The sequence below is a fragment of the Bacillus mycoides genome, from assembly GCF_000832605.1.
Lineage (GTDB): Bacteria > Bacillota > Bacilli > Bacillales > Bacillaceae_G > Bacillus_A > Bacillus_A mycoides.
This window is the reverse complement of the sequence record NZ_CP009692.1, coordinates 1113386-1128367: the sequence shown is the minus strand read 5'-3', so window position 1 is coordinate 1128367 and position 14982 is coordinate 1113386. Positions and strand designations below refer to the sequence as shown.

15 protein-coding genes are annotated in these 14982 nt (G+C 38.9%); 4 read left to right on the top strand and 11 right to left on the bottom strand.

Annotation, left to right across the window (positions count from 1 at the left end; all coding sequences use genetic code 11):
* Positions 1 to 44: 44 nt before the first annotated feature.
* The 9 genes from BG05_RS07680 to BG05_RS07640 form a co-directional block, all read right to left on the bottom strand.
* Positions 45 to 1151, bottom strand: a complete 1107-nt coding sequence (locus BG05_RS07680) for a HAMP domain-containing sensor histidine kinase (protein ID WP_016127573.1) — start codon at positions 1149 to 1151, stop codon at positions 45 to 47.
* Entirely contained in the window at positions 1144 to 1842 is a 699-nt protein-coding gene (locus BG05_RS07675; RefSeq protein WP_002015820.1) for a response regulator transcription factor, read from the bottom strand. Before BG05_RS07675 ends, BG05_RS07680 begins: the two co-directional genes overlap by 8 nt.
* A gap of 205 nt (positions 1843 to 2047) precedes the next feature.
* Entirely contained in the window at positions 2048 to 3154 is a 1107-nt protein-coding gene (gene menC, locus BG05_RS07670) for an o-succinylbenzoate synthase (protein ID WP_003191956.1), read from the bottom strand.
* A complete protein-coding gene (locus BG05_RS07665) occupies positions 3155 to 4600 on the bottom strand; it encodes an o-succinylbenzoate--CoA ligase (RefSeq protein WP_003191954.1) in 1446 nt (481 codons plus the stop codon).
* 212 nt (positions 4601 to 4812) lie between these two features.
* A complete protein-coding gene (locus BG05_RS31020; protein WP_033713152.1) occupies positions 4813 to 4971 on the bottom strand; it encodes a hypothetical protein in 159 nt (52 codons plus the stop codon).
* A gap of 121 nt (positions 4972 to 5092) precedes the next feature.
* Positions 5093 to 5911 (bottom strand): 1,4-dihydroxy-2-naphthoyl-CoA synthase, encoded by an 819-nt coding sequence (gene menB / locus BG05_RS07655; protein ID WP_002089233.1) that lies wholly within the window; start codon positions 5909 to 5911, stop codon positions 5093 to 5095.
* Positions 5912 to 5979: 68 nt separating this feature from the next.
* Positions 5980 to 6792, bottom strand: a complete 813-nt coding sequence (gene menH, locus BG05_RS07650) for a 2-succinyl-6-hydroxy-2,4-cyclohexadiene-1-carboxylate synthase (protein ID WP_002129651.1) — start codon at positions 6790 to 6792, stop codon at positions 5980 to 5982.
* Positions 6789 to 8543, bottom strand: a complete 1755-nt coding sequence (menD, locus tag BG05_RS07645) for a 2-succinyl-5-enolpyruvyl-6-hydroxy-3-cyclohexene-1-carboxylic-acid synthase (RefSeq protein ID WP_016127574.1) — start codon at positions 8541 to 8543, stop codon at positions 6789 to 6791. The genes menH and menD overlap by 4 nt, the downstream gene beginning before the upstream one ends.
* A complete protein-coding gene (locus BG05_RS07640; protein WP_002129654.1) occupies positions 8540 to 9934 on the bottom strand; it encodes an isochorismate synthase in 1395 nt (464 codons plus the stop codon). Before BG05_RS07640 ends, menD begins: the two co-directional genes overlap by 4 nt.
* Positions 9935 to 10127: 193 nt before the next feature.
* Between BG05_RS07640 and BG05_RS07635 the strand changes: the two genes are divergently transcribed.
* Both BG05_RS07635 and BG05_RS07630 read left to right on the top strand, forming a co-directional pair.
* Entirely contained in the window at positions 10128 to 11081 is a 954-nt protein-coding gene (locus BG05_RS07635; RefSeq protein ID WP_002129656.1) for a 1,4-dihydroxy-2-naphthoate polyprenyltransferase, read from the top strand.
* 124 nt (positions 11082 to 11205) lie between these two features.
* Positions 11206 to 11937 (top strand): yteA family sporulation protein, encoded by a 732-nt coding sequence (locus BG05_RS07630; RefSeq protein ID WP_002129658.1) that lies wholly within the window; start codon positions 11206 to 11208, stop codon positions 11935 to 11937.
* Positions 11938 to 11980: 43 nt separating this feature from the next.
* On the opposite strand, the gene cspD is transcribed toward BG05_RS07630, so the two are convergent.
* A complete protein-coding gene (gene cspD, locus BG05_RS07625; RefSeq protein ID WP_001193051.1) occupies positions 11981 to 12181 on the bottom strand; it encodes a cold-shock protein CspD in 201 nt (66 codons plus the stop codon).
* A gap of 321 nt (positions 12182 to 12502) precedes the next feature.
* Between cspD and BG05_RS07620 the strand changes: the two genes are divergently transcribed.
* Positions 12503 to 13285: a TIGR00266 family protein gene (locus BG05_RS07620; RefSeq protein ID WP_003192093.1), complete on the top strand. Its 783-nt coding sequence runs from the start codon at positions 12503 to 12505 to the stop codon at positions 13283 to 13285.
* Between the two features lie 23 nt (positions 13286 to 13308).
* Here the strand turns inward: BG05_RS07620 and BG05_RS07615 are convergent, their stop codons facing one another.
* The gene (locus tag BG05_RS07615; RefSeq protein WP_002167472.1) at positions 13309 to 14079 is read right to left on the bottom strand and encodes a MerR family transcriptional regulator; all 771 of its coding nucleotides are present in this window, start codon (positions 14077 to 14079) and stop codon (positions 13309 to 13311) included.
* A gap of 141 nt (positions 14080 to 14220) precedes the next feature.
* Between BG05_RS07615 and BG05_RS07610 the strand changes: the two genes are divergently transcribed.
* The gene (locus BG05_RS07610) at positions 14221 to 14943 is read left to right on the top strand and encodes a lipase family protein (protein WP_002089241.1); all 723 of its coding nucleotides are present in this window, start codon (positions 14221 to 14223) and stop codon (positions 14941 to 14943) included.
* Positions 14944 to 14982: the final 39 nt, after the last annotated feature.

Genomic DNA, 14982 nt, shown 5'->3' with positions numbered 1-14982 from the left:
AAAAAACTATTAAAATAAAAAGTGGGGTAAAGTTTAAATTTTTATTAAATTGCTTTGCTCTCTTCTTTTGGTAATCTCACTTCAAATATCGTTCTAATTAAGTTACTTTCAGCAGAGATTGTCCCATCATGCTGTTCGATAATATTTTTTGCGATAAATAGCCCAAGGCCTGTTCCGCCCTGTTGCTCTGACCTGGCCTTATCACCTGTATAAAACATATCAAATAAATATGGTAAATCCTCTTCTGGAATGCTATCTCCATAATTAATAATTTGTACAACTACCTCTTCATGATCAATATATCCGTTCACATCAACAAACTTTCCATCGTATCCATAGCGAATCGCATTCGTTAAAAGATTTTCAAATACTCGAGCTAACAATTTCCCGTCACCGTTAATAGGTAAATGCGAATCCATATTCAATCTCGCTTCTAAACCTTTTTTTTCTAATAACGGATATAATTCTTCATCTAACTGTATAAGTAATTCACTTATATCAATTGGTCTTTTTTCAATTTGCAACATGCCATAATTCATTCTCGTTATTTCAAATAATTCATCAATTAAGATTTCAAGCCTTTCGGATTTCGTAAAAGCAATTGTGGAAAAATGTTTAATTTGTTCCTTCGTCAAATTCTCATCTTTAAGAATTAAATCTAAATACCCTAAAACAGATGTTAGCGGCGTTCTTAAATCATGAGCTAAGTTGACAATGAGCTGATCTTTACTACTTTCCGCAAAGTCTCCTCGTTCAACCGCTTCTTTTAATTTTTCACTTGCTACATTAATTTCGCGTGCGATATATCCAAACTCATCATTTGATGAAACACGAACTTGATTTGAAAAATCTCCGTTCGCAAGATGATGAATCCCGTTCGAAATCTCATCAAAATATTTTAAATACGGTCTAGTAAGAAAGAAGAAAAACATAATGGACAGAGGAATAAATACAATTAAAAAGAAATTAATGTCCCCAATTTGTCTTACCATTGAACGAAATTGGGCTAAAGGATCCTCATAACGAACTGCTAATTTATAATAGAGACGTAGCCCCTCATAAATCAAATACGTTACGCCACCAGCTAATATCATACTTAACGCAAATAGCATAATCATCTTCGAGCGAAAGCTTCTCATCGTTTTAGCCATTGAAAGTATAACCTACCCCCCACACTGTTTTTATTAACTTATCCTTTCTTTTATCTTCCCCAAGCTTTTTTCGCAAAGTACGGATATGTACCATAACTGTATTTCCACTTTCGTAATACCCTTCAGCCCATACTTGCTGAAAAATATTTTCCACACTGTACACTTTCTTCGGATGACTTGCTAATACATATAAAATATCAAATTCTTTTGGTGTTAATTCAATTGGCTCTCCGTACACATTTACTGTTCTTCGCTCAGGATCAATAGCGACTCCGCCTATTTCTAAAGCAGATTTATTCTCCGCTACTTTCGGCTGATTTAACGTAAGAAATCTACGCAGTTGTGCATTTACACGTGCAACTAATTCAATCGGTGTAAAAGGTTTCGTCATATAATCATCTGCGCCTAATACAAGACCTGTCACTTTATCAAAATCAGATGTTTTCGCACTTAAGAAAATGATTGGCATGTGGTGCTTGCCGCGAATCTGCCTCGTCACTTCATATCCATCCATTTTCGGCATCATAATATCTAAAACCACTAAGTCAATTGGCTGCGTTTGAATAATATGCATGGCTTCTTCTCCATCAGCTGCTTTAACGACGTGGTAACCCTCTTTTTCTAAATGTATCTCAATTAAATCAGCAATTTCCGCTTCATCATCAGCTATTAAAATTGAAATGCGCTTCATTTTAGTCCCCCTACTTTATTCTGTTTTCATACGCTCGATTTTAAACTAGTCTATCCAATTTGTACAATAAGAAAAGGCTACCCGTAAGAGTAACCTTGATAAATGAAATTATATCGGCGATTTTTTAAGTATATCGACTTACCGAAAATTAACGACAAAATCATCCCGCTATTTGCAGGTAGTCAGTACTAATAAAAGCTCCCATTCATCGCTCAAAAATAATCCGCTGCTTTGTTATTTCTTCCAACCTGCCTCGATCTACTTCATACTCACGTTCAATACTTTGCGGTACCCTTACTTTTCCGCCTTCAAGCATCACTTCCGGTGAAATAATATCCCTCTCCCAATGTCTACTAGAAGCAGATATATCTCCAGGAATCGTAAAGTTTGGCAATGAAGCGAGTGCAACATTTTGAGCTCGTGAAATCCCCATTTCTACCATGCCACCGCACCAAACTGGTATGTTATGCTCCATACAATAATTATGGATTTGAACGGACTCTGTTAATCCGCCCACTCGCCCTGGTTTAATATTAACGACGCGGCAACTGCCAAGCGTAATCGCAACACGTGCGTCTTCTAAACTATGGATGCTTTCATCTAAACAAATCGGTGTTTCAATTTTCTTTTGCAACTGTGCATGATCCAGAAAATCGTAATCCGCTAACGGTTGTTCAATCATCATAAGTTGGAATTCATCTAGTCGTTTCAACTTCTCCGTATCCGCTAATGTATAAGCTGAATTTGCATCAGCCATTAACGGGATATTCGGAAACTCTTTACGAATTTCTTTCAGCAATTCGTAATCATGTTCTGGCTTTATTTTCACTTTAAAGCGCTCGTATCCTTCTTCCGCGTACTCCTCGATTTGTTTTAGCATAACTGGAATTGTATTGATCCCAATCACAACGCCGACTTCAATTTCAGACCTATTTCCGCCAAGCAATATCGCTAACGACTGCTTTTGACGCTTCGCATATAAATCCCAAACAGCACCTTCAATTCCGGCCTTTGCCATTCGGTTTCTCTTTATATGTTTGAACAAAGACGGTACTTCATTCGGATGAGAAATTTCAGCTTTCAATAAATCTGGTAATAAAAAATCCTGAAGTACATGCAGCGCTGTCTTTACCGTTTCTTCCGTATACCACGGTTCAGAAAATGCAACGACTTCACCAAAACCAATGTATCCATCTGTATCTTCTAATTCAATGACGATACTTTCACGCTTTTCATAAGTCCCGTAACTTGCCGCAAACGGGATAATGAGCGGCATTTCCGTTATATAAAGTGTCGCTTTTTTTATTTCCACCTACATCTCCTCCACTAATTGTCTTAACTCTCGTCTTAACAATTTCTTCGAAGCATTTCGTGGTAATTCCTCTAAGAAACATGCTTTCTTCGGCACTTTATATTTCGCTAATTTCTCTTCGCAAAAACGAAGAATTTCTTCTTCTGTTACCTCTCCACTTTTTACAACAAAAGCAGCTGGTACTTGTCCCCAACTTTCGTCAGCCATACCGACAACACCCGCTTCTGCTACCGCCGGATGAGAGAGCAATACTTCTTCAATTTGAGCTGGATATATGTTTTCTCCGCCAGAAATAATTAAATCACTGCGTCGATCTAATACGTATAAAAATCCTTCCTCATCTAAATAACCGAGGTCACCAGTATGAAGCCATCCATTTCTGATCGCCTCATGCGTCGCATCTTCACGGTTAAAGTAGCCACCTGTTACGTTCGGTCCTTTTACTACAATTTCTCCTTCAGCACGGGGCGGCACAACTACGCCGTCTTTTTCAATACGAAGCTGACACTGAAATAGTGGTTTTCCGGCTGATCCTACTTTCGTTAACATGTAATCTGCTGTTAACGTACAAATTTGCGATGATGTTTCTGTCATACCGTACGTTTGATACACAGGAATTCCTTTTTCCACACATGTTTCTAATAACGGCTTCGGTGCTGGTCCTCCCCCAAGTAACATGCATCGTAAAGAAGATGGATATGTACCTTCGCCAAGTAGTTCTAATAAATCTGTTAGCATTTTAGAAACGACAGAAATAATCGTAACGCCTCTCGTTTGAAGTGCTTTATGAATAAAATTAGCATCATATTTTGGAACGAGTAAAATGCGCATACCGTACATAATATTTTTCATTAAAAGAGATAACCCGCCAACGTGGAACATTGGCATACAAGCTAACCAACAATCATCATCACGAAGCCCTAAATTAAGCGAAGAACCGACTGCACTTGCCCAGTGGTTACCGTACGTTAAAACAACGCCTTTCGGTTTCCCTGTCGTCCCTGACGTATAAATAATTGTCATCGCTTCTTCTAAAGAGAATTCTTCTTGTATAAATGCTTCCGCCTTCGGTCCTTGCATCACTTCAGCAAATGAACATACTGGAACATTTTCCGTCTCAAACTCTTGATCCGTCACTAAACAAACAACTTCCGCATCATCCATTTGCCAAAGTAGCTCTTCTCTTGAAAGACGCGTATTTAAAAGCACAGCTACTGCACCTATGTAAGATAGGGCGTGAATAACTGTAATCATCTCCATACCATTTTTCATCAGAACAGCCACCTTTTGCGCCCGCTTCACTCCTACATGCGTGAGGTGTTCACAAACAGATACTACTTTTTCATGCAGCTGCACGAAAGTAACCTTCTCCTCTTCAATTTCAATTGCAGTGCGATCAGGTGTTAAAAATGCACGTTGCATTAACCAATTCGGCATCGTCTCCATCACTCATTCTCCTTTCATGAAAGAAAGAGACCTGATATGACATCAAGTCTCTTAGTTGTTTTGTTTCCGGTGTGATCTTTTGGTTGCGTCTCACATTGTGTGCGAGCTGCTTCCGCTTTTCATCACATCCAGCTGCGCCTCCTAGCCCCTTCCGTCTAAGAACCTTCCGCACGAGAAAGTAAAAAACACTTTCTGTGCGAAAGAACCTTAGCCTACGGAGCTAAACAGTCGGCTCCGCTTTTGAAACATCCAGCTACAGCAGCTAGAACAGTCGGTCGTTTCACGCCTTCCTGTGAGGCAAAAAGCGCCTCTTTTTCAGGAGTTCCAACGCCCTCTTGTTCTGAACGAGCTGCTTCCGCTTTTGGTTTCATCCAGCTACAGCGGCTAGAATGTTCGGTGGCTTCACTTCTTCCTACGAGGCAAAAAGCGCCTCTCTGTCAGAAGCTCCATCCCCCTCACATTCTAAGCGAGCCGCTTCCGCTTTTGGTTTGATCACGGGAAACGAGGGAATTGACCGAAGTCCGGAGTGCGTTTTTCTTTGAACGCGTCGCGGCCTTCTTTTGCTTCGTCAGTTGTGTAGTACAATAACGTTGCGTCTCCAGCTAGTTGTTGAATACCAGCTAAACCGTCTGTGTCTGCGTTGAATGCAGCTTTTAGGAAACGAAGTGCCATTGGGCTGTTTGCTAAAATTTCTTGTGACCATTGTACTGTTTCTGCTTCAAGTTCTTCTAATGGTACTACTGTGTTTACTAAGCCCATATCAAGTGCTTCTTGTGCACTATATTGACGGCATAGGTACCAAATTTCACGAGCTTTCTTATGGCCTACCATACGAGCTAAATAACCAGCTCCGTATCCACCGTCAAAGCTTCCTACTTTAGGACCTGTTTGTCCGAATACAGCGTTGTCTGCAGCGATTGTTAAGTCACATACGATATGAAGTACGTGTCCACCACCGATTGCATAACCTGCTACCATTGCGATAACCGGTTTAGGGATTGCGCGAATTAGACGTTGTAAGTCTAATACGTTTAAACGTGGGATTTGGTCGTCACCTACATAGCCACCATGACCGCGAACTTTTTGGTCGCCGCCAGAACAGAATGCACGTCCACCTTCACCTGTTAAAATGATAACGCCAACATTTGCATCATCACGAGCGTGTGCAAAAGCATTGATTAACTCCATTACCGTTTTAGGACGGAATGCATTATGTACTTCAGGGCGGTTAATCGAAATCTTTGCGATGCCATTGTATGTTGAATAAATAATATCTTCGTAATTGCCTTCTTTTACCCATTCAATAGTCATTACTATTACCTCCTTTTATATTTCTGATCTCCGCTATAAGTGCAACTTCCTTCTTGCTGAAAAAAGTATCACTGCATAGTTTTTAGAAATCCCTTTACTATTGTATCAAACTTTTCCGGTTGTTCCACATGAATTGCATGGCCAGCCCCATCAATTTTGACAAATTTCGCATGAGGGATGCATTTTTCGATGTTTTTTAATAGGCGAAAGAACTTTTCATCGCTTTCTCCATTCAGTAAAAGGACAGGCATTTTTAGGTTTTGCAATTCGTTCCACCATGAAGGTTGAGCCCCTGTTCCCATGCCACGAAGACTATTTGCAAGTCCTTTTGGATTATTAGCAAGTCGTTCTTTTCGCACCGCTTCTTTTACGTTTTGCACTAAACGTTTTTGCGTTTCAAATAGCGGAATATTTTCCCACATCGATACAAAACTTCGGATGCCTTCTTGCTCAATTTTATCGGCAAGTCGTTCATCTTTTTCCTTGCGTTCTTTTCGCTCCTTTGCACTCTCAAGTCCAGCTGTACAGTTTTCTAAAAGAAGCGAACGCACATATTCTGGATATAAGCATGCCATCGTAATCGCAAGTCTACCACCCATTGAATAGCCAAGTATGTGCGCATTTTCAATATGAAGATGATCCAGTAGTTCTTTCATTTGCAGTGCCACATTTTGAATATCATAATGCATCACATCTTCAGGACTTTCCGTTTTCCCGTGTCCAACAATGTCTACTAGAATGACTTGAAACTGCTCGCTCCAAGAAGGAATAAAGGAACCCCACGTTTCCATGCTTCCCGTAAAACCATGAAGAAGTAGAAGTGGTTCCCCGCTTCCGGCTACTTCATATTCATACGATACACCTTGCAATGTTACTTTCATTTTGATTCACCTTGCAAAGATGTAGTAATAACGTCCATTGTTTTTGCCCATAGTTCACGATGTAATTTCAAGTTTTCTTCGCGATTCGTACAAATTTCCACGACGTGTAATCCATTCGTTTTCGTTCCAGTTTGTACTTCTTCTCGGAAGTTTCCCCAACCATTTACACGGCTAAATGAACCACCATACATTTTGACAACATGTTCATAATCAAGCCCAATTGGTGTTCCAAATAATGATTCGAAATGTTCCTTTTTCTCGTATTGTGGTAAGAATGAGAAAATACCTCCACCATCATTATTTACAACAACAATCGTTATATTTAACTCATGTAGTTTCGCGGCTAATAGTCCGTTTAAATCGTGATAAAATGATAAATCACCGATTACTAATACGAGCGGATCACAAATAATACTCGCTCCTAAAGCTGTTGAAATGATTCCATCAATACCATTTACACCGCGGTTCGCCATTACTTGAATGTTTTTATCCGATGTGAAGAAAAATGAATCGGTATCGCGAATTGGCATACTATTACTCGCAAATAACGTTGCCCCTTCTGGTAATACACTTACAATATCCGTAATTACTTTTCCTTCAAATGCCGTTTCATATGTTTCCATCTCACGAAGCGTTTCTCTCGTTTTCTCGTTTATTTGTTTCCACATTCCGAACCAATCATTCTTTTTCATAACTGGCATTTTCTCTAGTAATGCTCTGCAAAATTCACTGTCACTAGCTTGTACAACTTCTGTCGCAACTAGAGCTGGATCTCTCCATTGTCCAGATTCATCGACAACGATATGAACAGCTTTCGTTTGTTTTTTGATGAACTGCGTTAATGCTTTAGAGACAGGCATTCCTCCGAAACGAATTAAAACATTCGGCTTCCACGTTTCTTTTAACAATTCATTTCGTAAAAATGTATCGTAACAATCTATAACCATCGTTTTATCATGATTACCACTACGGAGGTTAGAAAGTGGATCTGCTAAAATTGGATACCCTGTTTTCTCAGCTACTTTCATAACAACTTCTGTTATTTCTGGATGACTGCCGTCTCCACAAATAATAAGCCCCTTTTCCATATGTGAAAGGCGCCCTACAAGAGAATCTACATATTCACTCGGCATCGTCACGTTCCCTTGCTGAACTACTCCTGTATATTCACCACGCCCTTTATCCCATAAACTTTCTAATGAGAAATCCGGTATAAGCGGCTCGCGAACTGGAAAATTAAGATGAACAGGTCCTTGCGGGGCTAGAAGTGCACTTGCTATCGTACGCTGCGTTGTCATTCGAGCGTAATGATACATTGCTTCACTCGCTTCAGGAAGTGCCATCTCTGTAAATTGCTTCACAAAAGTACCGTATAAATTAAATTGATTCATCGCCTGTGGTGCACCCACATCTCTTAATTCATGCGGTCTATCCGCTGTTAATACGATAAGCGGCACTCGTGAATGAAACGCTTCACATACAGCTGGATAATAGTTCGCTGCTGCCGTCCCTGACGTACATAATAGCGCAACAGGACGTTTTTTTGCTTTCGCAATACCGAGCGCAAAAAATCCTGCTGATCTTTCGTCTACATGTAAATATGTTTTCATTCCTTCATGTTGTTCCATTAGTAAGGCAATCGGCGTTGACCGTGAGCCAGGACTAATGACAACATCACATACATTTAGACGCGTCAGTTCGTCCACGAACGCGCCTAAATAATATGATAATGCTTCTATATGATTGTTCATTTCATTAATTCCTCCAAAGCACCAAGCATCGGTCTAAACTTCAAACTTGTTTCTTCATATTCAAGCTGCGCTACTGAATCAATTACGATACCACAGCCGGCAAATAAGGATGCCTTCTCGCCATTTAATAATCCGCAGCGAAGTGCAACCGCAAATTCACCATTTCCTTCATCATCTATAAAGCCAATTGGTGCACCATATAATCCTCTATCTAAAAGCTCTACATCACGGATTAATTTCAACGCCTCATGACGAGGTGTACCACCAAGAGCTGGTGTTGGATGTAATTCTTCTACCATCGTTAAAAGACTTGCATCACCTTTTGCTTCTACTGGCGTATATAAATGGATTAAATTTTTCGTCGTTAATAAGCCTGGGCTCTCCGGAATATTAACAGATTCGCAATGCTCACTTAGCACACCTCGAATCATGTTAACTACATAACCGTGTTCAGCCAAATTCTTTTCATCATGAAGAAGCGTCTCACCATTTTTTTTACTTTCTTCTATAGAATTGCCATGACCAATTGAACCAGCAAGGCACATCGATGTGAACTTCTCGCCTTCTTTTCGAATCAATCGCTCAGGTGTCGCCCCTAAGAAGCATGCTCCTTTATAATCAAAAGAAAATACGTAACAATCCGGTTGCCCAATGCGAAGCGCTTCTAAAACAAGAACGGAATCAATATGCTGATCCATCGTTAATTTTAGCTCCCTTGCTAATACAACCTTCTGCACGTTCCCTTGCTTCATTTCATCTTGCACTTTTCCAATCGCGTTCATCCAGCCACTCGGATCAACTTCTACTTTAGAAGTAACTGTTAATTTTGATCCTACTAGTGCACATTTACTCTCTTGTAAAATTCTCTCTTCTACAGAAATAATTTCGTTATAAAGAGTTTCTGCACAATCTTCAGCTGAAACGAACTGATTAATCGTTAACCACGCCTTTTCATTTTTTACAGTTAATAAAAATGCTGGTAGTGAAAATGTGGTATCATCAAATTCTTTCCAAAGATTCGTTTTTTCTTTTTCTTGGTCAAATGAAAATCCACCAAATAAAAGAGGACCTGTTCCAAATTCGTATCCTTCTCTTTGTACGAATGCTTTCTCTTTTACTTTATCCCACTCGTCACGAGCAGTTTGAAAGCGTTTGTGAGAAGAATTTGCTATAGTGAAAACAGAGCCAATTCCAGCAAATATTACATGCTGAGCTGGGTCTGCAAAATAACATCTATTTTCGAATGCGATCCTTTTTCCTGCTGCATAAAACAGAAGTGGATCCACCCAATCTATTTGTTTTACAAAACTAACTAATGTTTTTTCATCAGTCGCACGCTTAATAGCTGTAACAAGAACTTCTTGTAAGCCTTTTCGTTTCGTTTGAATCACAATTGTCTCCCCCCTATGGGCGAAAAATAGTCATAATTACGCTTGATTTTAAGATACACCTCAAAGGAAAGGCCTGTCAACGTTTAGCATTTCTGAGAAATTCACCTTCTCTTCCTAGAAAATAAACGTTGACACTAAATGATGCTTTTTCTACACTTAATTGTGTACAATATGTGACCAAGGAGGATTCAACATGGAAATGAACGTCGAAACGAATTCCTCTCCTACGTCGCCAAAGCCAAGTAAACAAACAGGCTGGCGAATTTGGTGGAGTTTATTACGTCCCCATACATTAACAGCAGCTTTCGTTCCTGTTTTCATCGGAACAGCTTTTGCAATGCAGGTCGGAGGTATAAATCAAATACATCTTCCTCTTTTCTTTATGATGCTTCTTGCTTGCCTTCTCATTCAAGCAGCAACGAACATGTTTAATGAATACTTTGATTATAAAAGAGGACTCGATCATGAAGGTTCAGTTGGAATAGGCGGTGCTATCGTCCGCGATGGCATTAAACCAAAAACCGTTCTTAACTTAGCATTCGGATTTTTAGGCATCGCAACGCTATTAGGTGTTTATATTTGTATGAACTCTAGCTGGTGGCTTGCTGCAATCGGTCTTGTTTGTATGGCCGTTGCTTACCTTTACACTGGTGGCCCTATTCCAATTGCGTACACACCATTTGGAGAGCTAACAGCAGGATTATTTATGGGTGTCATTATTATTGGTATTTCATTCTTTATCCAAACAGGCGCAGTAACATCAGAAGTGATTTTATTATCTATTCCAAGCTCCATTTTAATTGGTGCAATTTTACTATCTAACAATATTCGTGATTTAGATGGTGATAAAGAAAATGGTCGTAAAACGTTAGCAATTCTCGTTGGACGCGAAAGAGCCGTTGGTGTACTTGCTTCTATGTTTATCGTTGCCTACATTTGGACAATCGCTTTAATCATCGTTAACATCGTATCACCATGGATGCTTATCGTATTCTTAAGTGTACCGAAAGCATTTAAAGCGACGAAAGGCTTTATCGGCAAAAGCATTCCAATGGAAATGGTACCTGCGATGATTTCAACAGCAAAAACAAATACAATTTTCGGTCTCCTAATGGGAATCGGATTATTACTTGGATACTTCCTATAGAAAGGAGCTGCTTATGCGGCTCCTTTTTTCATATACCGACTTCCCGGCTGAAATTCATCTCATAATTCCTACTCTCAACGCTCATACTATGTAAAGAAACTGAATTGTAGGAAGGTGGACGACTATGTTAACTCCACAACAAATAAATCAATTTAAATCTATTCTAGAAAAACAACAGCAAGAAGTTGAACAAACGATACAAACTCATGAAGATGAAAACCGTGCATCTGAACGTGATTCAGTAGGAGAATTGTCTAGCTATGACAACCATCCAGGTGATATGGCTACAGAATTGTACGAACGTGAGAAAGATTTCGGACTCATCGAATTTTGGCATAAACAGTTAGAAGATACGAAACATGCTCTGCAAAAAATTGAAGCTGGTACGTACGGAATTTGCGAAGTGTCTGGTGAGGAAATTCCATTTGAAAGATTAGAAGCAATGCCAACTGCTACAACGTGTATTCAGCACACTACAAATAAATTAGATATGCAGACGCGCCCAGTTGAAGAAGAGGTGCTAGATCCTTCGTTTCATAAGCACGACGAAGATCATTCTGTAGAGTACGATGCTGAAGATGCTTGGCAAGACGTCGCAAATTACGGAACATCAGAAACACCATCCGATTTAGAAAGACAGGATTCAAAAAACTATAATGGCATGTACGTAAATAGTGAAGAAAATGTTGGGTATGTAGAGGATTTCGAAAACTTTATTGGAACAGATATGTATGGAAAAAACCCACAAGTTTTCGCAACAGAAGAACATGAAGAATATGAACAATTGCTTGATGACTTTGAAGAACGCACCTTTAAAGGTGAATTATCTTCAGATGAGTCTGGTTCTAAAGCATAAAAAAAGCATTCCGAAATTCGGAATGCTTTTTTTCGCTAGCTAATTAGTTTTTTGTAACGTTAGCTGCTTGTGGTCCGCGGTTTCCATCAACGATTTCGAAAGAAACTTCTTGACCTTCTTCTAAAGTTTTGAAGCCGTCGCCTTGAATAGCTGAGAAATGTACGAATACGTCTTCTCCGCCTTCAACTTCGATGAAGCCAAAACCTTTTTCGCCGTTAAACCATTTAACTTTACCTGTTTGCATGTCATGTACCTCCTAAATAAAAATGAAACTATGAATCCACATGAAAAGGTGGATATAAAGGACATGAATGTATAACAAGCTTACAGCCTTTAATACAACGTGCTTTATTTCCGTACCACATTATGTAGCTCAATAGTGTTTTCACTATATCATGCTATATCAAAAACGTCAAATGAGAACACTTTCGTCCCATCGTTTTTTATAATTCTAGTATAACCTTAAATTTTCATTCTATTTTTATTCAAAAATTAATAAAACTACAGTATTCTAATTCCTTTGATTTCTGTACAATATAATTACTACATATGATGAGGTGAAAAAATGCAAGCACATGAAATCGAGTATAAATTATATGGCGATGATATGCAGTTTGTTGAAATTGAATTGGATCCAGAAGAAAGCGTTGTCGCAGAGGCTGGCGCAATGATGATGATGGAAGATCATATCGAAATGGAAACGATTTTCGGTGATGGTTCTGGACCATCTAATGGTCTATTCGGTAAATTAATGGGCGCAGGTAAACGTCTCGTTACAGATGAAAGTATGTTTATGACTGTATTTACAAATACAGGTCATGGCAAACGACACGTATCATTCGCCGCTCCTTATCCTGGAAAAATTATTCCTGTTGATTTAACAGAATATCAAGGAAAAGTAGTCTGCCAAAAAGATGCATTTCTTTGTGCCGCAAAAGGTGTTTCTATCGGAATTGAGTTTACTAAAAAAATAGGAACTGGCTTCTTCGGTGGTGAAGGTTTCATCATGCAGAAACTTGAAGGTGATGGTCTAGCTTTCATGCATGCAGGCGGAACTGTATATAAGCGTGAATTAAAACCTGGTGAGAAACTTCGCATTGATACAGGTTGTCTCGTTGCAATGACAAAAGACGTTAACTACGATGTTCAATTCGTTGGAAAAGTAAAAACAGCTCTATTTGGCGGTGAAGGCTTATTCTTCGCAACGCTAGAAGGTCCTGGAACGGTTTGGATTCAGTCCTTAACACTTAGCCGCTTAGCAGCACGCCTTACAAGCCCAGCAGCTCAAAACAGCGGTGAAGGTAGCGTTTTAGGCGGACTTGGTCGTTTATTAGATGGAAAAGAGTAAGAAGTGCCCTTATAGGGCACTTTTTATTTAGGTGGACTATACAAACCATTTTGGATCATAAAGTATTTCATCGCTTCATTAAGCCACGCCCCTTCTTCTTCCGTATAAGGAAAAGGCATCATATTATTATATTGTTCTTCTACATTCTCTAATTTACCTAGAGAATACATTGTCTCTTCACCGACATACTTAAGAGTCGCTTTCATATGTTCATCAACCAATTTTTGCACTTCTGAATCCTCAATTTGTCTTCCAAATAACCTTTTCACTTCTTTTGCTAAACGCATAAACTCTTTATCAAGTGCTATGTCCTCTTCTTCCGGCTTATTATATAATCCATCAGCCACTTCTTTTGATACATATTCTTCAAGCCATAAACGTTGTTCGTTTTCTTTTTGGATACTATTAATTAAGCTCATTAATATGTTACTATCTACCTCTTCATCTTCCTCAAGGTATACCATTGTTCGTTCAATCGCCTTTATCGAAACTTCAAGTTGTTTTTTCTTTTCTTCAAAGGCTACTCTTTGATTTTGTAATGTTTCTTTTAAGCTTATATTCAAACTTTTCACATTGAGCATGACACGAATTTCTTCTAAACTATATCCTAATACTTTAAGACTCACTATTTTTTGGAGCGCTAATATATCTCTATCTTTATATACACGGTGTCCTGAACTTATATTTTTTTCAGGTTTAAGCAGGCCAAGTTCATCGTAATACTGTAGTGTTCGTATTGATATACCTGTTCTCTTTGAAAACTCACCAATTGAATAGCCTTCCTTTTTGCTCATCCTACACTCCTCCTAACAATATGTTTACAAAAATCATACGCCCTCACGTAACTGTAGGTTCAAGCCTTTTTTCAAAAAGAATGAATCAAGTCCCTCACTGCATATATTGAACTATACCTTTTCTTAAGGAGGGCTTTCTTGATGCGTACTCCTTTATCCTTTGATAAAGACACTGCCATATTGTTAGCATCTTGCTGCGATCTAACGTATGAACAATATAAACAAAATGGCATTTTCGAAATACCCGATGGGTTCCAATATGTACAAGGGTTTCAAGGAAAGGCCATTCAAAAGACAGAATGGTTCGGATTCATATTAGAATCTGAGGATACAATTATTGTAGCTTTTAGGGGCACACAAACAGATACAGATTGGATTATCGATTCACTCGTTAACCAAAAGCCATACCCATATGCTTTAAATAGTGGAAATGTCCATAATGGCTTTCTTTCAATTTATGAATCTTGCCGGGATTCCATTATGGATATGCTCGTGTCATTACCAGCCCATAAGAAACTTCTTGCAACAGGCCATAGCTTAGGCGGTGCACTCGCTACACTACACATACTAGATGCACGTATAAATACTGCCTTCGCACAGTACGGTCTTTATACCTTTGCCTCTCCAAAAGTTGGAGATATCGCCTTTCGAAATTATTATAAACTGCAAGTAGCTAGTAGCTTTCGTTTTGTCAATTTATTCGATGTCGTTCCTCTTCTCCCTCCAAGAAATGTCCATTTTAATGATAAAGACTGGGAATATGCACACGTCCATCACAACATGACATTTACGAAAAATACAAAATCCATTACGAATAACCATTCCATTACAACATACAAAACATGTCTGACCTCTCATTTTTAACCAGTAAACAATTGGAAATTTAATATTTGTATACTATAA